At 69.4% G+C, this 22,435-nt stretch carries 19 protein-coding genes and 1 pseudogene; 9 read left to right on the top strand and 11 right to left on the bottom strand.

The genetic code is table 11. From position 1 onward, the window contains the following. Window positions 1-4: 4 nt before the first annotated feature. The 6 genes from C4T42_RS28010 (at window position 5) to C4T42_RS27985 (ending at window position 8,088) form a co-directional block, all read left to right on the top strand. Window positions 5-601, top strand: coding sequence for a TetR/AcrR family transcriptional regulator (locus C4T42_RS28010; RefSeq protein ID WP_020095780.1), 597 nt, complete (start codon window positions 5-7; stop codon window positions 599-601). Between the two features lie 18 nt (window positions 602-619). Next, a complete protein-coding gene (locus tag C4T42_RS28005) occupies window positions 620-2,428 on the top strand; it encodes an ABC transporter ATP-binding protein (protein WP_103986278.1) in 1,809 nt (602 codons plus the stop codon). 26 nt (window positions 2,429-2,454) lie between these two features. Beyond that, window positions 2,455-3,633: an efflux RND transporter periplasmic adaptor subunit gene (locus C4T42_RS28000; RefSeq protein WP_100253675.1), complete on the top strand. Its 1,179-nt coding sequence runs from the start codon at window positions 2,455-2,457 to the stop codon at window positions 3,631-3,633. A gap of 18 nt (window positions 3,634-3,651) precedes the next feature. Next, window positions 3,652-6,795 (top strand): efflux RND transporter permease subunit, encoded by a 3,144-nt coding sequence (locus C4T42_RS27995; protein ID WP_103986277.1) that lies wholly within the window; start codon window positions 3,652-3,654, stop codon window positions 6,793-6,795. A gap of 244 nt (window positions 6,796-7,039) precedes the next feature. Continuing rightward, entirely contained in the window at window positions 7,040-7,504 is a 465-nt protein-coding gene (locus C4T42_RS27990) for a DUF1348 family protein (protein ID WP_020095776.1), read from the top strand. After that, the gene (locus tag C4T42_RS27985; protein ID WP_020095775.1) at window positions 7,501-8,088 is read left to right on the top strand and encodes a TetR/AcrR family transcriptional regulator; all 588 of its coding nucleotides are present in this window, start codon (window positions 7,501-7,503) and stop codon (window positions 8,086-8,088) included. Before C4T42_RS27990 ends, C4T42_RS27985 begins: the two co-directional genes overlap by 4 nt. Before the next feature lie 1,320 nt (window positions 8,089-9,408). Here the strand turns inward: C4T42_RS27985 and C4T42_RS27975 are convergent. From C4T42_RS27975 to tehA, 3 genes and pseudogenes are all read right to left on the bottom strand, one after another. After that, window positions 9,409-9,654 carry a hypothetical protein gene (locus C4T42_RS27975; protein WP_244603297.1) on the bottom strand — a complete coding sequence of 82 codons (246 nt, stop codon included), beginning with the start codon at window positions 9,652-9,654 and terminating at the stop codon, window positions 9,409-9,411. A 48-nt stretch (window positions 9,655-9,702) separates the two neighbouring features. Continuing rightward, window positions 9,703-9,768, bottom strand: a pseudogene (locus C4T42_RS32810) (pyridoxamine 5'-phosphate oxidase family protein); the annotation flags it as partial. 444 nt (window positions 9,769-10,212) lie between these two features. Beyond that, a complete protein-coding gene (tehA, locus tag C4T42_RS27970) occupies window positions 10,213-11,241 on the bottom strand; it encodes a dicarboxylate transporter/tellurite-resistance protein TehA (RefSeq protein WP_029357873.1) in 1,029 nt (342 codons plus the stop codon). A 195-nt stretch (window positions 11,242-11,436) separates the two neighbouring features. On the opposite strand from tehA, the gene C4T42_RS27965 reads away from it, so the two are divergent. Further along, complete coding sequence (locus tag C4T42_RS27965) at window positions 11,437-12,267, top strand: oxidoreductase (protein ID WP_029357874.1); 831 nt, start codon at window positions 11,437-11,439, stop codon at window positions 12,265-12,267. Between the two features lie 127 nt (window positions 12,268-12,394). Here C4T42_RS27965 and C4T42_RS27960 read toward each other — a convergent pair whose 3' ends face one another. From C4T42_RS27960 to C4T42_RS27925, 8 genes are all read right to left on the bottom strand, one after another. Next, on the bottom strand, window positions 12,395-13,360 hold the full coding sequence (locus tag C4T42_RS27960; RefSeq protein ID WP_103986276.1) for an alpha/beta hydrolase: 966 nt from the start codon (window positions 13,358-13,360) through the stop codon (window positions 12,395-12,397). Window positions 13,361-13,558: 198 nt separating this feature from the next. Beyond that, window positions 13,559-14,449, bottom strand: a complete 891-nt coding sequence (locus tag C4T42_RS27955) for a LysR family transcriptional regulator (protein WP_029357877.1) — start codon at window positions 14,447-14,449, stop codon at window positions 13,559-13,561. Window positions 14,450-14,567: 118 nt separating this feature from the next. Next, complete coding sequence (locus C4T42_RS27950; protein ID WP_051252211.1) at window positions 14,568-14,930, bottom strand: hypothetical protein; 363 nt, start codon at window positions 14,928-14,930, stop codon at window positions 14,568-14,570. Between the two features lie 29 nt (window positions 14,931-14,959). After that, window positions 14,960-15,424 carry a DUF1348 family protein gene (locus tag C4T42_RS27945; RefSeq protein ID WP_029357881.1) on the bottom strand — a complete coding sequence of 155 codons (465 nt, stop codon included), beginning with the start codon at window positions 15,422-15,424 and terminating at the stop codon, window positions 14,960-14,962. A gap of 88 nt (window positions 15,425-15,512) precedes the next feature. Next, on the bottom strand, window positions 15,513-17,576 hold the full coding sequence (locus C4T42_RS27940; protein ID WP_029357883.1) for a pyridoxamine 5'-phosphate oxidase family protein: 2,064 nt from the start codon (window positions 17,574-17,576) through the stop codon (window positions 15,513-15,515). Between the two features lie 58 nt (window positions 17,577-17,634). Then, on the bottom strand, window positions 17,635-18,252 hold the full coding sequence (locus C4T42_RS27935) for a glutathione S-transferase (RefSeq protein WP_063110925.1): 618 nt from the start codon (window positions 18,250-18,252) through the stop codon (window positions 17,635-17,637). 174 nt (window positions 18,253-18,426) lie between these two features. Beyond that, window positions 18,427-19,050 (bottom strand): isochorismatase family protein, encoded by a 624-nt coding sequence (locus tag C4T42_RS27930; RefSeq protein ID WP_012321606.1) that lies wholly within the window; start codon window positions 19,048-19,050, stop codon window positions 18,427-18,429. Between the two features lie 167 nt (window positions 19,051-19,217). After that, window positions 19,218-20,084: a LysR family transcriptional regulator gene (locus C4T42_RS27925; protein ID WP_029357887.1), complete on the bottom strand. Its 867-nt coding sequence runs from the start codon at window positions 20,082-20,084 to the stop codon at window positions 19,218-19,220. Between the two features lie 109 nt (window positions 20,085-20,193). Between C4T42_RS27925 and C4T42_RS27920 the strand changes: the two genes are divergently transcribed. Next, on the top strand, window positions 20,194-20,940 hold the full coding sequence (locus C4T42_RS27920; RefSeq protein WP_029357889.1) for a pirin family protein: 747 nt from the start codon (window positions 20,194-20,196) through the stop codon (window positions 20,938-20,940). Between the two features lie 326 nt (window positions 20,941-21,266). Further along, window positions 21,267-22,435 (top strand): IS3 family transposase gene (locus tag C4T42_RS27915; protein ID WP_103984744.1). Its coding sequence is split into 2 segments (ribosomal slippage): window positions 21,267-21,534 and window positions 21,534-22,435, totalling 1,170 coding nucleotides; the frame shifts between segments, so codons are not numbered across the junction.

The raw sequence follows: 22,435 nt of genomic DNA, 5'->3' as shown, positions 1-22,435 counted from the left end.
GGCCATGGCGACCGCCTATCATCGCAAGAAGCGGCCCGAGCTCGTCCGGCGCGCGCTGCTCGATTGCGCAGCCAAGCTCGCCCTGGAACAGGGCCTGTCCGCCGTCACCGTGCAGGCGGTCTGCCACGCCGCCGGGGTGACCAAAGGGGCCCTGTTCCACCACTTCCCGAGCAAGCAGGCCCTGGTCGAGGGCGTCGTCGCCGACCTGATCGCGCAGCTCGACGCGGAGATCGACGCGGCGATGGCGAAGGATCCCCGGCCGTACGGCCGGTACACCCGCGCCTACGTCGACATCACGCTGCACGACCCGATGATGACCGAGGGCAGCCAGTGGGCCGCTCTCCACATCTCGATCCTCGCCGAGCCGCCCCTGCGCCGCATGGTGTCGGCCTGGTTCGCGGAACGCCTGCACCGCCACCGCGACACCGACGGGAGTGCCGACCTCGAGTTCGTCCGGCTCGCCGCCGACGGCGCGTGGCTCGCCTACCTCGTGCGCGAGAAGCCGAGCGACCCGGTCCCTGCCCTCGACGCGCTCCGCGACCGCCTCGTCGCGATGACATTGGCTGAACCGTCCGCGCACCCGGGCGGCGACCGGGACTGAGCCATGGGATCGACCTCGATGGATGGGTTCGCCCCCGCCCGCGGCGCGGACGGGCCGGGCGATGCCGCGGAATACGGCGACCTGGCCGCGCGGCACGTCTCCGTCGCCCGGATCCTCACCCTGTTCCGCCCCTACGCGAGCCGGATCGCGCTCGTCATCGGGCTGATCGCGCTCGCCTCCGCCGTGGGGCTCGCCGCCCCGTTCCTGCTCCGCGAGATCGTCGACGTCGCGCTGCCGCGCGCCGACCTCGGACTGCTCGGCCGGCTCGCCGCCGGCATGGTGGGCCTCGCCGCGCTCGGGGCGGGCATCGGCGTGCTGCAGGCCCTCGTCACCGCGAAGGTCGGGCAGGCCCTCATGCACGACCTCCGGGTCCGCGTGTACGCGCACCTGCAGTCGCTTCCGCTCGGGTTCTTCACGGCGACCCGCTCCGGCGACATCCAGTCCCGCATCGCGAGCGACATCGGCGCCCTCCAGGCGCTGGTCACCCACACGGCGGGTGAGGCCACGCGCAACGCCAGCGCGGTGGTGATGACCGCCGCGGCCATGCTGCTGCTGGAATGGCGGCTCGCCCTGTTCTCGTTCCTGGTCCTGCCGCCGGCGACTTGGATCAGTGTCCGCGTCGGCCGGCTGCGCGAGGAGACAACCTACGCGCAGCAGGAACGCATCGCCGAGATGACGTCCGCGGTGCAGGAATCCCTCTCGGTCTCCGGCATCGTCCTCGCCCGCACGATGGGCCGCGTCCCCCATCTCGCGGAGCGCTTCGCGCGGGCCTCGCGCGCGGTGGCGAACCTGGAGGTCCGGTCCAACACGGCCGGGCAGTGGCAGTGGTCGGTCATCGACCTCGTGCTGCAAGCCCTGCCGGCCCTGACCCTGTTCCTCGGCGGCTGGATGGCGGGCGCCGGGACGACCATGACCATCGGCACTCTCGTCGCGATGATCGCGCTGCAGGAGCAGATGCTGTTCCCGCTCGAGGAGGTCCTGCGCACGGGCGTCGAGGCCCGGAAGACGCGGGCCCTGTTCGCGCGCATCTTCGAGTACCTCGACAAGCCGGTCGGCATCACCGAGCGGCCCGACCCCGTCACCCTCGACCCCGCCGAGGTCGCCGGCCACGTGCGCCTCGACGGCGTGACGTTCTCCTACGACCGAGCCGGCCCCGCGACGATCGCCGGCGTCACGCTCGATATCCCCGCCGGGTCGCACACCGCCATCGTCGGCGCGACCGGCTCGGGCAAGTCCACCCTCGGCCATCTCCTGGCCCGGCTCTACGACGTCGATGGCGGCGCCGTGCTCTACGACGGCGTCGACGTGCGCGACCTGAGTCTCGCCTCCCTCTCCGAGGTGCTCGGGGTCGTGACGCAGGACCCGTTCCTCCTCCATGCCAGCGTGGCCGAGAACCTGCTCTTCGCCCGGCCGGATGCGACGGTCGCGGAGATGGTCGCGGCGGCCCGGACGGCCCAGTTGCACGACATGGTCGCCGCCCTGCCGGACGGGTACGACACGCTGGTGGGCGAGCGCGGGCACCGCTTCTCGGGCGGCGAGCGGCAGCGCCTCTCGCTGGCACGGACCATCCTGCGCGACCCGCGCGTGCTGCTGCTCGACGAGGCGACGAGCGCCCTCGACACGGCGACGGAGCGGGCGATGGTCGAGGCCCTTGCCCGTCCGGGCAAGCCCCGCACGACCATCACCGTCGCCCACCGCCTCTCGACCGTCCGCCGGGCCGACCAGATCGTCGTGCTCGATCGGGGGCGCGTGGTCGAATGCGGCACGCACGAAGCCCTGCTCGCCCGCGGAGGCGCCTACGCGCGCCTCGTGCGCAAGGCGGCCTGACGACCACGATTCCAGGACGGATCTCCATGCCTTCACACGCACCGGCCCGGCGGTCGCCGACCCTCGCCGCTCTCGGCCTCGTCGCGGCGCTCGCCCTGCAGGGCTGCAAGCCCGGGGCGGACGGTCAGGCACCGGGCGGTCCCGGATCGGCGGGCTCGCCGCCCGACGTCTCGACCGCTCGGGCCGAGCCCGGGACGGTGCCCCGCACCCTCGACCTGCCGGGTCGCCTCACCTCCACGCGGGTCGCCGAGGTCCGGGCCCAGGTCGCCGGCATCATCCAGGAGCGCGCTTTCGAGGAAGGCAGCCTCGTCCGGAAGGGCGATGTCCTCTTCCGCATCGACCCCGCCGTCTACCGGGCCGAGGTCGATGCCAAGTCCGCGGCCCTCGACCGGGCCGAGGCCACGCGGGTGCAGGCGCTGAAGCAATCCGAGCGCACCGAGACCCTTCTGGAGCGTCAGGCGGCCAGCACCGCCCAGCACGACCTCACGATCGCCGCCCTGCGCCAAGCCGAGGCCGACGTCGCGAGCGCGAAGGCGCAGCTCGCCCGCGCCCGGATCGACCTCGACTACGCGACCGTGCGCGCGCCCATCGCCGGCCGCATCGGCCGGGCCCTCGTCACGGAGGGCGCCCTCGTGGGCCAGGGCGAGGCGACCAAGCTCGCGCTGATCCAGCAGGTCGATCCGATCTTCGCCGATTTCAACGCCCCCGCGGCCGATCCGGGCCGGCTGGCCGAGCGGGCCACGGGCAAGGAGGAGACGGCGGTCCGCCTCGTCCTGCCCGACGGCGCGCTCCACGCCGATGCCGGGCGTCTGCTGTTCACGGATGTGAGCGTCGACCCAGGCACCGGGCAGGTGTCGCTCAGGGCCACGTTCCCGAACCCGAAGGTCGTCCTGCTGCCGGGCACCTATGTCCGTATCCGCCTCGCGCAGGGAATTTTGCCGGGCGCGGTCGTCGTCCCGGCCCAGGCCATCCAGCGGTCGAGCGCCGGCGTCGCGCAGGTCTTCGTGGTCGGGGAGGACAGGATTGTCGCGCTGCGCCCCGTGCGGGCGGGGGCGCTGACGGATGCGGGCTGGATCGTCGAGGACGGGCTCAAGGCCGGCGAGACCGTCGTGGTCGAGGGTTTCCAGCGGATACAGCCCGGCATGGCGGTGAACCCGGCGCCCTGGCAGGGCCCCCGGACGTCCTCCGCCTCCGCGAAGCCCTGACCGCGCCGGGACCGCACCATGACCCGCTTCTTCATCGCGCGCCCGATCTTCGCCTGGGCGATCTCTATCTTCATCGTGCTGGTGGGGGCGATCTCCCTCGCGTTCCTGCCGGTGTCGCAATACCCGGACGTGGCGCCCGTCACGATCCAGGTGAGCGCGACCTATCCCGGTTCTCCGCCCGAGCGGCTCTACGACGGGGTCACGCGCATCATCGAGGAGGAGCTGAACGGCATCCCCGGGCTGATGTACTTCGAGAGCACCAGCGACACGTCCGGCATGGCGCAGATCATGGCGTCCTTCGCGCCGGGCTCGGACCCGTCGAAGGCGACGGTGGCGGTGCAGAACCGGATCAAGCGCATCGAGGCGCGCCTGCCCCGGGCGGTCACGCAGCAGGGCGTCATCGTCGAGGAGGCCAGCACCAGCTTCCTGCAGTTCGTCACCGTCTCCTCGAAGGACGGCTCCTTGAGCGAGACCGACCTCGGCGACATCGCCGCCCGCCGTCTCCTCGGCGAGTTGCGGCGGGTGCCGGGCGTCGGCCGGGCCACCCTGTTCTCGTCCGAGAAGGCGCTGCGCATCTGGATCGACCCGGTCAAGCTCGTCGGGTTCGGGATGACGCCGGGCGACGTCACGGCCGCGGTGGGTGCGCAGAACGCGCAGGTCGCTTCAGGGACCGTCGGCGCGCAGCCCGCGGCCGAGGGCCAGCGCATCGCCGCGAACGTGCTGGTGAAGGGGCAGCTGACCACGCCCGCCGAGTTCGCCGAGATCGTGCTGCGCGCCAACCCCGACGGGTCGCTCGTGCGCCTGCGCGACGTGGCCGAGGTCGAGCTCGGCGGCCAGTCCTACACGATGCAGACCCGCCTCGACGGGCGCCCGGCCGCCGGCATCGGCATCCAGCTCGCCCCGGGCGCGAACGCGCTCGCGGCCGCCGGCGGCGTCAAGGCGAAGCTCGCCCAGCTCCAGCGCACGCTGCCCGCCAACATCCGGGTGACGGTGCCCTACGACACCACGCCCTTCGTCGAGGTGTCGATCCGGAAGGTGCTGATGACGCTCGCCGAGGCGATGGCCCTCGTCTTCGCGGTGATGTTCCTGTTCCTGCAGAACGTCCGATACACCCTCATCCCGACCATCGTGGTGCCGGTGGCGCTGCTCGGCACCTGCGGCGCGCTGTTGCTCGCCGGCTTCTCGATCAACGTGCTGACCATGTTCGGCATGGTGCTGGCCATCGGCATCCTCGTCGACGACGCCATCGTGGTGGTCGAGAACGTCGAGCGCATCATGGGCGAGGAGGGGCTCCCGCCGAGGGAGGCCACCGCCAAGGCGATGGGCCAGATCACCGGCGCCATCGTCGGCATCACCTCGGTGCTGGTCGCGGTGTTCGTGCCGCTCGCCTTCTTCCCCGGCTCGGTCGGGGTGATCTACCGGCAGTTCGCCGTCAGCATGGCGACCTCGATCGCCTTCTCGGCTTTCCTGGCCCTCTCGCTGACGCCCGCGCTCTGCGCCACGCTGCTGAAGCCGGTCGAGAAGGGCCACCATCATGCCAAGGGCGGCTTCTTCGGCTGGTTCAACCGCCGTTTCCACGCCGGCACGGGGGCCTACCGGTCCGGCGTGGCGGGCCTGCTGCGCCGGCCCGTTCGGGCGCTCCTGGTGTACGGCCTCCTCGTGGCCGCGCTCGGCTGGGGCTACTGGCGCATGCCGTCGAGCTTCCTGCCCATCGAGGACCAGGGCTACGTCATCGTCGACGCGCAGACCCCGCCGGAATCCGCCACCGGCCGCACGCTCGACGTGGCCAAGCGCATTGAGGAGCACTTCGCCAAGGAGCCCGGCATCGACAGCCAGACGCTGCTCCTCGGGTTCGGCTTCTCGGGCCAGGGGCAGAACGCGGCCATCAACTTCGTCGGGCTGAAGCCCTGGGGCGAGCGCGGGCCGCAGGACAGCGCCGACGCCATCACGACCCGCGCCAACGCCGCCCTCGGCGGCCTGCCCGACGCCATCGCCATGTCGCTCTCGCCGCCGGCCATCGACTCGCTCGGCAATTCGAGCGGCTTCGCCTTCCGCCTCCAGGACAAGGCGCAGCAGGGCCACGCGGCGCTGGCGGCCGCGCGCGACCAGCTCGTCAAGGCGGCGTCCCAGAGCCCGATCCTGCAGGGCGTCTACGTCGAGGGCCTGCCGACCGCGCCGCAGATCGAGCTCGTCCTCGACCGGCAGAAGGCCAGCGCGCTGGGTGTCACCTTCGCCGACATCAACGACGCCCTCTCCACGAGCCTGGGTTCGGCCTACGTCAACGACTTCCCGAACCAGGCGCGGATGCAGCGGGTGATCGTCCAGGCCGAGGCGGCCCGGCGCATGAAGGCGGAGGATCTGCTCGACCTGAACGTCCGCAACGCCAAGGGGCAGATGGTGCCGTTCCAGTCCTTCGCCCGGGTGCAATGGACGATGGGCCCGTCGCAGGTCGTGGGCTTCAACGGCTACCCGAGCATCAAGATCTCCGGCAGCGCCGCCCCCGGCTACGCCAGCGGCGACGCCATGGCCGAGATGGAGCGCCTGGCGGGGCAGTTGCCGCCGGGCTTCGACTTCGCCTGGACCGGGCAATCGCTGCAGGAGAAGCTGTCGGGCTCCCAGGCGGTCTATCTGCTGGCGCTGGCGCTGTTCTGCGTCTTCCTCTGCCTCGCCGCGTTCTACGAGAGCTGGTCGATCCCGCTCGCCGTGCTGCTCGTGGTGCCGACCGGCGTGGTCGGCGCGGTCTTCGCGATGCTGATGCGGGACATGCCGAACGACGTCTACTTCAAGGTCGGCCTGATCACGGTGATCGGCCTGACCGCGAAGAACGCCATCCTGATCATCGAGGTGGCCAAGGACTTCGTGGCCAGGGGCGTGCCCGTCCGGGAGGCGGCGCTGGAGGCGTGCGAGCTGCGCTTCCGGCCCATCGTCATGACCTCGTTCGCCTTCATCCTCGGCGTCGTGCCGCTCGCCGTCGCGACGGGGGCCAGCATGAACAGCCAGCGGGCCATCGGCACGGGCGTTCTCGGCGGCATGGTCACCGCGACGGTGCTCGCCGTCTTCGTCACGCCGCTCTTCTACGTCCTGATCGCGCGGGTCTTCGGTTCCGCGGCGGCCGGCCAGCCGGAGGCCGGTCCCGTCCGGCGCGGCATCCCGGTGCCCTGAGGGTGCTCGTCCTTGCCAGGGGCGCGGCGGGACATCCCTCCGCTGACGCGAGCCGCGCAGCCGCAGGTGACCGACGGGGTCGGGTGGGCTTCCGCGGGTCCGCTTCGGGAACGGCACTCCGGAAAAGATGCCCTTCGCCGCTTGCAGATTTCCCGACCGAGAGCCGGAGGGCTTTCAGGGCGCTTGATCTATCGGCGACCATGTTGTACCGAACGGTACAACATGGTCCTGAGAGGTGATCCCGATGTCCCGACCCCCGCTTCCCCCGTTCACCGAGGAATCCGCGATCCAGAAGGTGCGTCTTGCCGAAGATGGCTGGAACACGCGCGATGCGGCCAAGGTCGCGCAGGCCTATACGCCCGACACGCGCTGGCGGAACCGCGTCGAGTTCGCGACCAATCGCGAGGAGGCGCAAGCTTTCCTCACTCGGAAGTGGAACAAGGAGCACGAATACAGACTGATCAAGCAGTTGTGGGCCTTCACCGGCAACCGTATCGCGGTGCGCTATGCCTACGAGTATCGCGACGACGGCGGGCACTGGTTCCGCGCCTACGGCAATGAGAACTGGGAGTTCGCCGAAGACGGATTGATGGCGCACAGGCATGCCAGCATCAACGAGATGCCGATCACCGAGGCGGAACGGAAGTTCCGTTGGCCGCTCGGGCGCAGACCCGACGATCACCCCTCGCTGAGTGACCTGGGCCTTTGAGCACGAAGCGCGTCCTCACCGAACGTGCCGGTGCCGTGCCGGCACTCGCGGAAGCGTTCCGCGAGCACGGGTTCGAGGGCGCGAGCCTGTCGGTGCTGTCGAAGGCGACTGGCCTCGGCAAGGGCAGCCTCTACAACTTCTTTCCCGGCGGGAAGGAAGAGATGATGGAGGCGGTTCTCGCCGACATAGACGCTTGGTTCGAGAAGGTCATCTTCTCGACGTTGGAGCATGCGCGCGATCCGACAGCGGCCGTCACGTCCATGATCGACGATGTGACGGAATACTTCCGATCCGGCAGGAGAGTCTGTCTCGTCGGCTGCATTGGCCTGAATGCCTCCGGAGCCGTTTTCGCGGAGCGGATAAGGAGCTACTTCGCGCGCTGGATATCGGCTCTGGCCCGGTGCCTGAGAGCCGGCGGCGTTCACGAACCGCAAGCCTCGCAGCTCGCTGAGGAGGCGGTTTCGGGGATACAGGGCGCGATCGTGCTGGCGCGAGCCTTAGAGGACGATGCCGTCTTTCTCCGGGTGGTTCATCGACAGCGTTCCGTCTTGATCGATGCATTCGCCAATTCTAGTGCGGAATGATGGAGGTCTGATCATTCGCAGTGGCCTGCCATGACAATTACATATTCAACGATCAGTCGAAATTTGTAACATTTGACGCTCGCGACGGATTGTTCGCCCGATCGAGTGTGCCCGGCGACGATCCGTCTCCACCGCGATCAAGTCCGCATTTCTCGTCGTGAACTGCACTCGGCATATGAGACGGTGACACCGCTGCTTGCATCCGAATGTCCGGTTCGGGGATGCCGCTGAACAGGCCGGAATGGCTGGGTTGGGTCGCGAGGCGTCCGTCCTCTCTTCCGGCAGCCGGCCTTCCGTGCCGATCACCCGGCGTCCGCCAGCATCGGCCGCCGCAAACCGCCCGCACGAGCGTCTCCGACGGGTGAATCTCTGCCGTTCCGTTTCCGAGCTGCAGGGGCATCGGAGCGGACGACTTCGTTCCGCAGGCGCCCCGATCTTCCGTAATCTCGGGGATGGCCGCGGTCGCCATCTGCCTGGCTCGATCGGGCCGACGTCCAGGCCGCACCGAGCCGTGTCGCGGCTCGCAAGCTGAACCAAACTGTCTCGGGAAATCCGGCGTGGTACAGCGATCGCGGCCGCCGGGTGCCGGTCCCTCGATCGACCCGACAGCCGACCGATATTTACCAAGCCGTTCGATGTCCTGGGAAGCTCCGGGGTCAGGTTGCGTAGTTGTCTTGAGACTCAACCACAGGCTGCATAATCTGCGGCTATGCGCGTCACATCCGCCATTGGCCTCGCCTCCGTGTTGCTCTCTGCGGGGTCCGCCGTCGCCTTCGCCCCCGCGCTGTTCGCGGCGGGACCGGCCGCCGTAGCCCAGCTGTGTACGGAGAGTGCAGGGACCGTCTCTTGTGCGAACGGTTATGCGGGCTTCCGAGGCCCCTCGGGGAAGCTCTGGATTGGCAAAGATCGCCGGGGGACCGTGATCGTCAGCATCGATGATCGTCGGAACGATCAGGAGCCATCCCGGCGCGAGCAGGATCACGGACGCTTCGTCCTCGAGCAGGCGTGGTGAGGCTCGGATCTTTCGCCCGTCGCCGCTGCCGTGCAGTTGAGACCCGGGTCGTGGCGTGACGGGCGGTGGCTCTCTCGGAGCGCCGCCAGTGACGAGGCCGCGAACCGGAAACTTGGTCAGGCCGTGGGCGCCTCACGCCTTATCGGAGGCCGATCCAGCAGATCGCGCATCCTGCGGGTCGATGGGGTCATCGATGGGTCAGGGCTGACCGGCCGGCTCCGGACGGGACCGATCGAGAGGATGGGTTGGCGACCCGTCGCAGACGGTCGAGACGTTCCGGCCTGACAGCCAGCCGCGGCCGTGCGGGGTCAGGTTTCCCCACGCTCCAACAGCAGGCGGTAATCGGCCAGGGTCATTGTCCCGGTGTCGCGCAGGTCGATCGCTCGCCGATCGCGGTCGGGCAGAACATCCGCGAACAGATCGATCCTCTTCCAGGCCGGGACCTCGCCCGCTCGTGCCCGCCCCGGCACGAAGCCTGACGCAGCCTCCCGACGGTAACGGTGGATGTAGCGCGGGCAGTTCACGAACACCTCGGCGATATCGATCTTGAGCACCAGCTCGGCGCCAGGATGACGTTCCAGGTCCCTCGCGTCGCGGGCGATCCGCGCCGTGCCGTGGAGGCGCAGGCGGTGCGGCGTCTCGAAGTCGATGAACAGCAGGCCGAGCTTCGGGTTGGCCTTCCGTGAAGGTCCGCGAGAAAAGCGGACGGCCCCCTATCGACCCAACCCGGTCGCTCACGCGCGTTTGTGTGGATCCCGTAAGCGGACGCTGGCTCCGCTCCTACCCTGGCAGATTTGCGCCCATTTCAGCCGCTCAGCCGAGTCTGGCGGATTCTCCAAAGCGGACGCTGTAGGAGCTCAGCTTCTAGGTCTCAGTTGCGCCATCAGCTGACCTCCGACCGAAGACATTGGAATAGCCGCTTGGAGGCCAACAGCTGTTGTTGAGATGGAATGGTTGCTCCGACCACCATAACGTCCTCGGCAACGAACCGCTGCCGAAGCAACACGAACAAGAACGCTCCACCGTGATCGGTGGCTGGTCCAACAGCAAGGCACTCAACAACCCTTCGAAAGCAGTCGTCGGGTTACTTGGCGGGATGACCGGGGGCGCGGTCACGTCCGTGCTTGGCTGGCTGCCGTCGGTGCAGCAAACATCTTGCCCTGGAGCAGTAAAGCCACGGTCAGGATGGTAAGGCCGACGACGAGGCCGTTCGCTGCCAGGAAAAGCACCGGGGCGAGGACGGCGACCGCTCCGGCATCGCCATGGTCTACCAGGCGAACCGGGGCCATTGCCATGGCAGTCGCGCCGAAGCTGAAGGCCCAGAGCCCGGGGACAGCGCCGGCCTTCGCGATCCACGGCGAGAGCCGGGCCAGAACCAGAACCTGGAGCAGACCATAGCCGATCAGGGCATGCGCGAAGAGGTCCGGCGCTCCGCCCCCGACCGAGAGGTAGGCCACCGCCCCCACCGGCGCGGGCGCCAGCTGGATGCCCAGGGTCGGGCGCAACGCGACGGGCTTCTCAGGCCCGGTCAGCAGTCGGTGGAGCAGAACCGATTCCATCGCAAGCCAGGAGAACAGGCCGGCGCCGAAGGCGAGCTGACCCCAATCCTGGTAGCCCAGGGCCGACGCCCCGGTCGCCGAGACGAAGCTTCCGGCCACGGTCGGCAGGTACAGCACCGCGGTGGTGGTGCCGTGGTCCCGGCCGCCTTGCCAGAGGCCGCCCGTCCGCCAGACCGCGAAGCCGAGCGTGAACAGGAAGCCGAGGCCGAACAGGACGGTTGCGGCTCCGGCCGAGTAAGGGATGAGCCCGCTCGCGACGAGCATGGTCGCCACGCCGGCGAGGCCGATGAAGCAGCACTGGACCGCATGGGCCGCCTCGACCGCCAGCTTGTCCGGGGCGAGGAGGGCCTTGAGGGCATAGAGGACGACGAGCACGGCCCAGACTGCGCCGGCGAGTACGTAGACCGCCTCCCCGACGACCGTGGGCAGGTGCCAGGCGAGCGCGGCCGCGCGCCAGGCCCCGCCCAGGCCGGATAGCCCCAGGACGATGCCGAAGTAGGCGGCCGGCGTGTTCGCGGCGACTTCCCTAATGCGCTGCGCGAGGTGGAGGCGTGGGCTGGCGACGATAGAGACCGTGGTCATGACCGTTCTCCTGTGAGGTCGGGATGTTGTCGGGCGGGCGCTGCGCCCACCGCTTCTCGACAAGGATGATAATGGACGACGGCCCCGATCTTTATTCCTCTCTCGGCAATGGAGAGGTTCGCGACGCGATGCTTGAGGGCAGCCGCTCAGCCACCGATCTCGGCGTCTTCGAAACATGAAGAAGCGGTGGTGAAGATGGATAGGACCTGGTTCGTCACGGGCTCGTCACGTGGCCTCGGCCGGGCCTTGGCCCAGGCCGTCGTCGCGGCGGGCGAGCGGCTCTGCGCGACGGCGCGCGACCCTGCCGCGCTCGTGGACCTCGTCGAGGCCGGCGGCGAGCGCGTGCTCGCGTTGCCCCTCGACGTCACCGACGAGGAGGCGGCGCGTCGGGTAGTCGAGGCTGCCGTAGAGCGGTTCGGACGCGTCGACGTCGTCGTCAACAACGCCGGGTACGGCGACGTCGCGCCCATCGAGGACACCGACCTCGCCTCGTTCCGGGCGCAGGTCGAGACGAACCTGTTCGGGGTCGTCAACGTGACCAAGGCGGCCATTCCCCTCTTTCGGACGCAGCGCCGTGGCCACTTTCTGCAGGTCTCCTCCATCGGGGGGCGAACCGGCGCGACCGGTCGCGGCCCGTACTCGGCCGCGAAGTTCGGCGTGGAGGGGTTCTCCGAGGTTCTCGCCATCGAGATGAAGCCCTTCGGCGTGCACGTCACCATCGTGGAGCCCGGCGGCTTCCGGACGGACTTCGCGGGATCGTCGACGCGCATCGCGGAAGGCAGTCCGGCTTACGCCGAGACCGTCGGCCAGGTCGCCGCCATGCAGCGGGCCTACGACGGCAAACAGCCCGGCGACCCAGAGCGCGCCGCCCGGGCGATGATGACCGTGGTCTCGGCGAAGGCCCCACCGCTGCGTCTGGTGCTGGGTAGCGACGCCTACGCGCGGGCCGAGGCGGGCGACGAGGCGCGGCTGGCCGAGTTGCGTGCGTGGCGCGAGCTCAGCCTCTCGACCGACTTCCAACCTTGACGCCAGGTCTCCCCCGCAGATGCCCCGCTCTCACGGTCACCGAAACGCGGCGGGAATGCCAAGGACCGCACCCCCATGTAAGGGGCGCGGTCCGCGTCGCGCCTGCCAGCCAGGCCCGTCGAAAGGGTCAGCGCTTCGCCACCTGCTTGTCGAGGAAGCCGCGGATGAGGGGCGCCATCTCGTCCAGCTTGTCCTCCAGCGCGAAGTGGCCAGTGTCGAGGATGTGCAGCTCCGCGTCCGGCAGGTCCCTCAGGTAGGGGTGCGCCCCTTCCTCGGGGAAGATCTTGTCGTTCTTGCCCCAGACGATCAGCGTCGGCGGCTTGCGCTCGCGGAAGAATGCCTGGAATTGCGGGTAGAGCGGCACGTTCGTCCGGTAGTCGTAGAACAGGTCGAGCTGGACATCCTTGTTGCCGAGCCGGTCGAGCAGGGCTTGGTCGTGGACCCAGTTGTCCGGGCTGATCCTGGAGACGTCCCGCACGCCGTCCGTGTACTGGAAGATCGTCGTGGGGAGGGTCACGAGACCCGACAGCGCCTCGCGGCTCTTGGCCGAGCCGTCGGCCCAGTACGCCTTGATCGGATCCCAGAACTCGCGCAACCCCTCGTCGTAGGCGTTGCCGTTCTGGACGATCAGGCCGGTCACCCGGTCGGGGTGCTTGAGGGCGAGGCGGTAGCCGACCGGCGCGCCGTAATCCATCACGTACATCGCGTAGGAGGTGGCGCCGAGTTGGCCGAGCAGGCCGTCCACCAGGTCGGCGTAGTGGCCGAAGGTGTAGGCGAACTGGGTGTGGTCAGGCGCGTCGCTCTGGCCGAAGCCGGGGTAGTCGGGCGCGATGACGCGGTAGCGGTCCGCGAGCGTCGGGATCAGGTTGCGGAACATGTGCGAGGAGGTCGGGAAGCCGTGCAGGAGCAGCACGACCGGGCCGTCGGCCGGGCCGGCCTCGCGATAGAAGACCTTCACGCCGTCGACCGTCGCGGAACGGTAGTGGACCGTCGCCGGTGTCTGGGCGGCGACCGGGGCCTGCTCCGCCTTGGCATGAGGGGGAAGGACGATGCCGGCCGTCGTGAGCATCAGGGCAAGCAGAACGTGTTTCATCGGTGTCTCCTTTCGTGGGGGCGTCGAGGAGCTCGCCGCCTCATGGAGACATCATCGGTCTTCAGCTTGCAGGCGTTAATCGGCTTCGTGTGGAAGGCATTGTTGTCGCCTGCGGAATAGATAGGACCGCTTGGTGCCTTTAACCTCGGCTAGGTCGAACTGACCCCGACCGACGCCTCGCATCGACCTTGCGCCCGCTCAGTTGAGCAGGCGGTTGGCCCGCAGCCGCGCTACGGCCAGGTCGACGAAGGTCCTTACCTTGGCCGGCGCCTGCCGCCCCTCGGGGTAGACCACATGGATGGGCAGCGGCTCCTCCTCGTAGTCGGCGAGCACGACCTGCAGGCGGCCTTCCAGCAAGGCGGAGCCGATCTGGTAGTGCAGCACCCGGGTCAGGCCCCAGCCCGCGAGCGCCGCGGCGATGCCGGCCTCGTTCGTGTTGCTCATCAAGGCGGGATGGACCGTCACGCGCTGATCCTGCGCGAACCGCCACTCCGTCGAGGCCCAGGCGCCCGTGGACATGGCGACGCGGTGGTCCCTCAGGTCCTGCGGTGTCTGCGGGACGCCGTGCCGCTCGAAGTAAGCCGGCGAGCCGCAGACGACGCGGCGCACCGACCCGACCCGCGCGGCCGTGAAGCCGGAATCCGAGAGGTGGCCGATGCGCACGGCGACGTCGATGCCTTCCTCGACGATGTTCACCTGCCGGTCGACGAACAGCGTCCGTGCCGCCATGGTCGGGTAGGCGTCGAGGTAATTGGTCACGATGGGCAGCACGTGCATGTGGCCGAACAGGACAGATGCCGTCACCGCGAGCGTGCCGGACGGCGTCGCGTAGGAACCGGCGGCGGCGGCCTCGGCCTCGACGATGTCGGCCAGGATGCGCCGGCAATCCTCGTAGTAGCGCCCCCCCGCCTCGGTCAGCTTCACAGAACGGGTAGTGCGCACGAACAGCCGGGCGCCGATGGTCTCTTCCAACGCGGCGACGGCCCGCGTCACGGCCGGCGGGCTCATGTGCATCAGGCGCGCGGTCTCCGCGAAGCTCGCCGTCTCCGCGACCTTCGCGAAGATCCGCATGGCCTGCCAGCGGTCCATGTCCCTGCTCCCCCGTCCCCAGCGGCCCGGCCATCCTGGCCTTGACGAATACAGCTGTTCGAGCAGGAGCGCCGCCAAGCCGTCGCGCCATGGTGAACGGCATGCCGGGCCTGGCCGTCTAGCCTTCGCGGGCGACAGTGGGTTCGGGGTCCGGCGCCGCTCCGGCGCCAGCGAGCTCTACGGCGAGGCTCTCGATCTCGCGGCAGACCTCGGCGGGGATGCCTGACCACACCGCCCGCGCACGCGCCTCGTGAAGGCACTCGCCGTCCCGGGAGGCCGCCGCCAGGGCCAGGACCAGCGCCCGCGACGTGCGCGCGTCGAAGCTCCGGCCGCGACGCGCGGCGTCGACCTCGGCGCCGCACAGCCCGAGCCCGCGGGCCTCCGCTTCCCGCCCTGGAGAAACGGGCGGGTCGCGGCCGTCGTCGGCCAGGGCGAGCGTGACGGACAGGCGCACGCGCCCGTCCAGGGTGAAGGAAGACATGGCCGCATTCCCACGCTTCGAAGGTCGGTTCAGAAGCCGAAGTGGTTGAGACCCGGATGATCGTCGGGCCGGCGCCCCAGCGGCCAGCGGAACCGGCGCTCGGCCTCGCTGATCGGGTGTTCGTTGATGCTGGCGTGGCGGGCCCGCATCAGCCCGTCCTCGGCGAACTCCCAGTTCTCGTTGCCGTAGGCCCGGAACCACTGGCCGCTGTCGTCGCGGTACTCGTAGGCGTAACGCACCGCGATGCGGTTGCCGGTGAAGGCCCAGAGCTCCTTGATCAGGCGGTAGTCGAGTTCGCGGTTCCACTTGCGGGTGAGGAAGGCCTGGGCCTCCTCCCGGTTCGTGACGAACTCTGCCCTGTTCCGCCAGCGGGTGTCGGTCGTGTAGGCCAGGGCGACCTTGGCCGGATCGCGGCTGTTCCAGCCGTCCTCGGCGAGGCGGACCTTTTCGACGGCGCTCTCCTCGGTGAACGGCGGCAGCGGGGGACGGGACATCGGCTTCTCCTCGGGGTTTCGGGGTGGACGCGTGTTGGGAGGTCGGTCGGCAGGCCGGCGGGACGTGACCCTCGGCCATCGCCGCCGGTCAGAGGGCGAGGTGCACGGGGTCAGTACCCGCGGCCGGGGTGGCCGAGCAGATCAGCACCTCATCGGCCGCGTGAGGCGCGGTGGGCGCCTTCGCGTAGGTGACCGCACCTTTCAGGAGCTTCGTCCGACAGGTGCCGCAGGTCCCGGTACGGCAGCTGAATTCCGGGCTGAGGCCGCGGGCCTCGGCGAGTTCGAGCAGCGTTCCGGCGTCCGGCGTCCAGCGCGCCTCCTTCGACGAGTTCAGGAAGGCGACCGGAACCGGCTCCGTCGACGCCGGCGGCAGCGCGGCCGCCCCGGCATCCGCCGGCATGCTCCGGACCAGGGACGAGGGACCGAAGGTCTCGGCGTGGATACGGTCGTCGGAGACGTTCAGGCCCCGCAGCCCGTCGTAGAGCGCCTGCGTGAAGGCCGCCGGACCGCAGAGGTAGAAGTCGTAATCGCCGAACGGCAGCACGCGGGCGAGCAGCGCCATGTCGATCCTGCCAGCGACGTCGTAGTCGACGCCCTCCACGGCATCCCCGGGCGCGCTCAGCACCCGCACCACTCGGACCGCGCCATGGGCCGCGTCCGCAAGCTCCGCCACCTCCCGGTCGAAGGGACGCTCGTCCTTGGAGCGGGCCGCCTGGACCAGGGTTGTCGGCCGGATGCCCCGGGTGCGCAGGCCCTCGTAGACGACGTGGCGCAGCATCGCGAGGAGCGGTGTGATGCCGATGCCGCCGGCGAGCAGCACGGCCGGCCGCCTGGCGTGGGCATCGATGACGAAGCCGCCGGCCGGTGCCCGCGCCTCGACCACGTCGCCGACCCGAAGCGTGTCGTGCAGGTGGCGCGACACCATCCCGTCGCGCTTGACGCTGATGCGGTACATCGCGTCCGAGGGCGCAACCGAGAGGGTGTAGGTGCGGATGATCGGTTTGTCCGCGCCGGGAAGGGTCAGGCGGATGGGTAGGTGCTGCCCGGCCTGGTGCGGGATCAGCCCGGCACCGTCGGCCGGCAATAGGTGGAAGGAGCGGATCGTGCGGCTCTCGTCCACGATCTTGGTGACCGTGAGCGGGCGCCAGCGCGTCGCGAGGTCGGCGGCACGGAGCCGGTCGCCGGCCTCGCGCCAGTCGCCGGTCATCAGGGAGTTCGGCGACCAGCCGTCCTTCCGGAAGGTCCAGCGCAGGGGCAGCGCGCCCCGCCGCCGCACGACGCGGCGCGGCTGGAAGGTCCAGAGCCGCTCGGCACCCTGGAAGGCCGCGATCTCGGGCGAGGACAGGATGACCTCGGCGTCGCCGGTCATCTGCAGGAGGTCGCCCGTCTCGAAGTCTGCGAAGACCAGGCCGGCCTTGCCGTTCAGGAGGATGTTGCCGAGCGTCGCGAAGAACAGGTTGCCGGCGAAGTCGGGGACCGTGAGCGTGCCGTCGGCTGCGACTCGGACGAAGCCGGCCTTGCCGCCCCGGTGGGAGACGTCGACCTGGCGTCGGTCGTCGCGCTCGGCGTAGGAGGCGACGAAGAAGGTGTCGGCGGCCTCGATCATGGCGCGCGCATCGGCGTCGAGCACGGCGCTCTCTTCGACGGAGCCCGAGAAGGGCAGCTGCGGGTCGTGGACGAAGGTGAGATCGCGCAGCTGGATGTACTGCGGGCAGTTGCCGAAGCTCTGGTCAACGGCGACGTGCAGGATGCCGTCCGCCGCAGCGCGGATGAGGCCGTTCACGCGGTTGCGTCGGCGGGTGTGAAGCTCGATCCCGAGGAGGCCGAGCGCGTCGCCGTCGCGCAGGCCCGCGCTCGCCGGGTCGCTCGGGTCGGGGCGGGCCGCGATTTCCAGGGCCGTCGGGCTGGGGGAGCCGATGAAGCCGGGAGCCCCCGCGATCAGGGTCGCCCAGGCGTCGCCCTGCGGGTCGACGGTGCCGGCCACGATGAAGGGGATCTGCTCGTAGAAGGCGCGGTGCTGGTCGGGCATGAAGTCCCGCACCACGCGGCGACCCACGTCCTCCATGCGCTCGGCGACGCCAACCTGCTGCTGGATGGCCGTCTCGCCCGGGTGCCAGGTCGAGAGCTTCGTCATCGTCGTACCATCGCTCATGGTGCTCTCCCATCCATTCCGGTCGGGCGCACCAAGAGGTGCGCCCGTACCCGCGAGGTCACGCGGCGGCGGTGAGGCCTGCCGGCGTCTGGACGAACGGGACGAAGCCCGGCAGGGCCTCGATCCGGCGAAGGTACGCGTTGACGGTAGGGTAGCCGGACAGGTCGACGTTGCCTTCCGGCGCGCGCGCCAGGTAGCTGTAGAGCGCGACGTCCGCGATGGTGGGGCGCTCGCCGACCAGCCAATCACGCCCGGTGAGATGGGCCTCCAGGCGACCGAGCAGCGTGTGCGCCCGGCCGATCACCTCCTCGGGCCGGAAATTGGCACCGAAAACGGTGACGAGGCGCGCGGCGGCCGGGCCGTAGGCCAGTTCGCCGGCCGCCACCGACAGCCAACGCTGCACGGCGGCCTCACCCTCGGCATCCTCCGGCAGCCAATCGGTCCGCCCCAGCTTGCGCGCCACGTAGACGAGGATGGCGTTCGAGTCGGAGACGACGGTTCCGTCGTCGTCGAGGACCGGCACCTGGCCGAACGGATTGAGGGCAAGGAACTCGGGCCGCTTGTGGGCGCCTGCCTTGAGGTCGACCTCGATCGCCTCGTGCGGCACGCCGAGCAACGAGAGGAACAGCCGCGCCCGATGCGCGTGGCCCGAGAGGGGGTGGTGGTAGAGCTTCATGACCGCGTTCCCTGCTTTCTGTCCGGGTGAAGCCCGAACCACATTGGCAAGGTGACGCGATCAGGGGGTCGGGAGAATGCTCGACCTCCGCAGTTCATTGTTGTCGCGAGCGGAACAATCCATTCTGACGGGCCCGGCCGGTGCGGGATGCACGGCCGGGTCCCTCGAAACGGGTCACGCCTGACCTTTGGCGGCCAGGAAGCTCGCGTAGATGTTGCCGGCGAAGGGCAGGTGGTCGCCCATCAGCCTGGCGTGCGCCTCGCCGGTGGCCGATTGCCAATGGCCGAGAAGCTCGGCGCCGACCGCGACCCAGGTGATCGGCACGACGCCTGCCTGCACCATGCGGGCGACGGCCGCTTCCTCGACGAGCTTGCTCCAGGTGCCCGATGCATCCAGCACCGCGTAGACGTCGTAGCCCGCCTCGCGGGCCGCGAGTGCGGCGAAGGCCACGCAAACCTCCGTCGAGATGCCGGCGATCAGGAGCTTCTTCCGGCCCGTCGCCTTCACGGCGGCGGCGAAGTCGGCGTTATCGAAGGCGTTGATCTCGCCCGGCCGGTGCACGACGGTCGCGTCGGGCAGGCCCTGGGCGACGACCGGCAAGACCGGCCCGTTCGGGCCGTCGGCCGCGCTGGTGGTGACGATGGCCGGCAGCTTATAGATCTGGGCGATGGTGACGAGCGCCTTCACGTTGTTCAGGAAGTCCGCGGGCGTCTGGGTCTGCACGCCGTTGGCGAGACCGGTCTGGTGGTCGACGAACAGGACGGCGGCGTTCTCTGCGGTCAATCTCTCGTAGGACATGGTGCTCTCCTTCGGTGGGGATGGTCCCGCTTCGGAGCCACCCGGCACGATGAAGATGCCGTTCCATGAGAAGGGCCACTAGCCGCCACTTCCGGCACTCTGCGTCCCTGAAACCGGAACGCCGCCGGAACGCTTGCCAGGGCGGCACCTGTCGCTGCAAGGGGGCCTTACCGGCCGAACCGCTCGATCAGCAGGTCGGTGAGCGCCTGAACCTTGCGCGAGGAGTGCTGCCCCGGTGGGCGCACGACGAACATCCCGATGGAGGGAAGCGCATAGCGCGGCATGACCGGTATCAGGGTCCCGGCCGCGACGTAGGGTTCCGCGATGACATCGGGCAGGGCGGCGATACCCGCACCCGCGGCTGTGGCCTCCGCGATGGCGATGGCGCTGTCGGCCTTGAAGCGACCCGTCGGGCGGACCGGGTACGGCTTGCCCCCGGCGCTGAACGTCCAGGTTTCCGTCGCGATCATCACGGCGGGATGGCGGGGCACGTCCTCGGGCGTCTCGGGGGCGCCGTGCGTGGCGACATAGTCCGGGCTCGCGAACAGCCGCACGGAGAAGGACCCGATGCGGCGCGCGACCAAGTTCGAATCCGGCAGGTACCCGACCCGGATGCCGCAATCGAAGCCTTCCGTGACGAGATCCACGTAGCGGTCGCTGTAGCGGCAGTTGATCTGCAGTTGGGGATGGCGACGGGTCAGCTCCGCGATGGCCGGCGCGAAGTGCGTCGGGCCGAACGTGGAGGGTACGGCAACCCGCAGGAGGCCGCGGAGCTCGCCGCCAACCGCAACCGCCTCCAGCGCGGCGTCTACCTCCGTGCAGATCCGTGCCGCATGTTCCCGGAACGTCGTGCCCGCCTCGGTCAGGGCCGCGCCCCGGGTGGTACGGGCGAGGAGTTGTGTTCCGAGCTCGGCCTCCAGCCGCAGAAGCCGCCGGCTGACAATCGACTTCGCCAAGTTGAGGCGGCGTGAGGCGGCCGAGACCCCTCCCGCGTCGGCGACTTCCACGAAGGTCCTCAGGTCGTCCACGTCCATTGCGTTCCGCTTCCCGGGACGGAGCTTGCCCGGATTGGACGATACCGTCCCTCACACGACGACGCTACGTTCCTCGGCGAAGGCGGCCTACCGAGAGGCGAAGACGACCATGAACGCGACCAAGCTCAAGCGCGGCGACCGGAAGGGCGATCCGGCCCGCGGCTTCGCCGTCGAGATCATCCACCCTGGGCTGAGCCTCGGAGGCTCGGACAGCGGCCTGGGAGCCATCGGGCGGATCGACCGCGCCACCGTGGCGCCCGGGCACGTCATCGGGATGCACCCGCACCGCGACGACGAGATCCTGACCTACGTCCGGGCCGGGCGGATGCTTCACCGGGACACGGTCGGCAACGCGGAGGAGATCACGGCGACGCGGCTCATGATGATGAACGCCGGCCACACCTTCCAGCACGAGGAGCGCATGCTGGACCACGGCCCGGTCGAGGCACTGCAGATCTTCCTGCGGCCGCGGGCGGCCGACCTCGGACCCAAGGTCCAGTTCCACGACTTCGGGGAGGTGTTGAGCCACGGCAAGTGGCGCCTCATCGCGGGGCCCGAGGGCGCGCCGCTGGAGGTCCGAGCCCAGGCATGGGTCTCCGACGCGCATGTTGCGGCCGGGGCAGCGTTGTCCCTGCCGCCGCTTCCGGCGCCCGATGCGGTTCGCCTGCTCCACGTCTTCGGCGGCGACGTCGAGGTCGGCGGCTTGACGCTGCGGGCGGGTGATACGGCGTACCTCAAGGGGGACGGCGGGAGGGTGCTGGCCGGCTCCGACGCCGACCTCGTCCTCTTCGTGACCGATCAGGGCGCACCGGTCTTCCGCGGTGGCATGTTCAGCGGGAACGTACTCGCTGATTAATCGCGCGTTCCGCGCGCCGGTCGTGTCCCTCGATGGAATTATCGAACTCGACTGGCGCGCGCAGCGGAAGGTGCAACGGTGGAGGTCGGTTGCGAGGCCGGTGCGCGTCGAGAGCCGGACCCATAGCCTTCCACCATGTAGTGAACCGCACTGACATGCCTGCTACCCGTCGGTCGCTAATGTGCCCGTAGCTGCTGATGTCGTGGCCGCCGCTCATAGGTCCGCTTCTTCCTACCAAGCGGAGTTCTGGGCTCGCAGGCTTGAAGGTCTGCATGGACTTGCTCCGCAAAAGTGGAGAGCTCTTTTCCTGAAGGAGGAGGGTTCCGATGGCAGACCGGAAGCAGACCTTTACCCCCGAGTTTCGTGCTGAGGCGGTGCGATTAGCGCAGACGAGCGGGCGGTCCCGCCGCGAGGTGGCCGCCGATCTCGGCGTCGGGCTCTCGACGCTGCGCAACTGGATCGACGGCCGGCGTGAGCGGGAGATGGACAACCCGCCGGCCGATCGGCAGGAGGACATGGCCGCCGAGCTCAAGCGCCTGCGGCGCGAGAACGAGGTGCTGCGCCAGGAGCGGGAGATCCTGAAGCGGGCCACGGCTTTTTTCGCCAAGGAGGGAAGTCGATGAGGTTTCGCCTCGTCGACGCGGCGAAGAAGGACTTCCCGGTCGCGCGCCTGTGCAAGGTCCTCGATGTCAGTCCGAGCGGCTATTTCGCCTGGAAGAACCGTCCGGCCTCGACGCGGCAGCGCGAGGACCTCGTGCTACTCGCCCATGTCCGATCCGCCTTCACGCTCTCGCACGAGACGTACGGCAGCCCACGCATGACCCACGAGTTGCGTGAGCAGGGTTTGGCGGCAGGCCGAAGACGCGTGGCCCGGCTGATGCGGGAGAACGGGCTCAAGGCTCGCCAGCCGCGGCGCTTCCGGCGCACGACGGACAGCGGCCACGCCTTCCCGATCGCGCCCAACCACCTCGACCAAGACTTCACGGCGGCCGGGCCCGATCGCAAGTGGGGAAGCGACATCTCCTACATCTGGACGCGGGAGGGTTGGCTGTACCTGGCGGTGGTCCTCGACCTGTACTCTCGACGGGTCGTCGGCTGGGCGGCGGGCGACCGCCTTCACAAGCAACTCGCGCTGACCGCGCTGCGACGAGCCCTCGTTGTCCGGCAGCCCGGATCAGATTTGCTCCATCATTCCGACCGCGGCAGTCAGTACTGTTCGAACGAGTATCAGGCAGAACTACGAGGACATGGCATCGTGATTTCGATGTCTGGCAAGGGAAATTGCTTCGACAATGCGATGGTCGAGACGTTCTTCAAGACGCTGAAGAGCGAGTTGGTCTGGCGCACCGCGTTCCAGACGCGAGCCGAGGCCACCGTCGCGCTGGCCCATTACATCGATGGCTTCTACAATCCCCGCCGCCGTCACTCGGCGCTGGGCTACACCAGCCCTATCCAGTTCGAGAGGGGCTTCACCCACCAAACCGCTCTCCATTAA

Source organism: Methylobacterium sp. 190mf, assembly GCF_900107945.1.
Classification (GTDB): Bacteria; Pseudomonadota; Alphaproteobacteria; order Rhizobiales; family Beijerinckiaceae; genus Methylobacterium.
The sequence above is the reverse complement of the archived record's forward strand: the minus strand, read 5'-3'. Positions and strand labels throughout refer to the sequence as shown.

Bases quoted from the DNA above. Each gene is read 5' to 3' on its own strand.
- C4T42_RS27920 (WP_029357889.1), top strand. From the start codon at position 20,194: ATGAACGCGACCAAGCTCAAGCGCGGCGACCGGAAGGGCGATCCGGCC.
- C4T42_RS27930 (WP_012321606.1), bottom strand. From the start codon at position 19,050: ATGTCCTACGAGAGATTGACCGCAGAGAACGCCGCCGTCCTGTTCGTC.
- C4T42_RS27965 (WP_029357874.1), top strand. From the start codon at position 11,437: ATGGATAGGACCTGGTTCGTCACGGGCTCGTCACGTGGCCTCGGCCGG.
- C4T42_RS28005 (WP_103986278.1), top strand. From the start codon at position 620: ATGGATGGGTTCGCCCCCGCCCGCGGCGCGGACGGGCCGGGCGATGCC.
- C4T42_RS27945 (WP_029357881.1), bottom strand. From the start codon at position 15,424: ATGTCCCGTCCCCCGCTGCCGCCGTTCACCGAGGAGAGCGCCGTCGAA.
- C4T42_RS27925 (WP_029357887.1), bottom strand. From the start codon at position 20,084: ATGGACGTGGACGACCTGAGGACCTTCGTGGAAGTCGCCGACGCGGGA.
- C4T42_RS28010 (WP_020095780.1), top strand. From the start codon at position 5: ATGGCGACCGCCTATCATCGCAAGAAGCGGCCCGAGCTCGTCCGGCGC.
- tehA (WP_029357873.1), bottom strand. From the start codon at position 11,241: ATGACCACGGTCTCTATCGTCGCCAGCCCACGCCTCCACCTCGCGCAG.
- C4T42_RS27935 (WP_063110925.1), bottom strand. From the start codon at position 18,252: ATGAAGCTCTACCACCACCCCCTCTCGGGCCACGCGCATCGGGCGCGG.
- C4T42_RS27950 (WP_051252211.1), bottom strand. From the start codon at position 14,930: ATGTCTTCCTTCACCCTGGACGGGCGCGTGCGCCTGTCCGTCACGCTC.
- C4T42_RS27990 (WP_020095776.1), top strand. From the start codon at position 7,040: ATGTCCCGACCCCCGCTTCCCCCGTTCACCGAGGAATCCGCGATCCAG.
- C4T42_RS27940 (WP_029357883.1), bottom strand. From the start codon at position 17,576: ATGAGCGATGGTACGACGATGACGAAGCTCTCGACCTGGCACCCGGGC.
- C4T42_RS27995 (WP_103986277.1), top strand. From the start codon at position 3,652: ATGACCCGCTTCTTCATCGCGCGCCCGATCTTCGCCTGGGCGATCTCT.
- C4T42_RS28000 (WP_100253675.1), top strand. From the start codon at position 2,455: ATGCCTTCACACGCACCGGCCCGGCGGTCGCCGACCCTCGCCGCTCTC.
- C4T42_RS27960 (WP_103986276.1), bottom strand. From the start codon at position 13,360: ATGAAACACGTTCTGCTTGCCCTGATGCTCACGACGGCCGGCATCGTC.
- C4T42_RS27955 (WP_029357877.1), bottom strand. From the start codon at position 14,449: ATGGACCGCTGGCAGGCCATGCGGATCTTCGCGAAGGTCGCGGAGACG.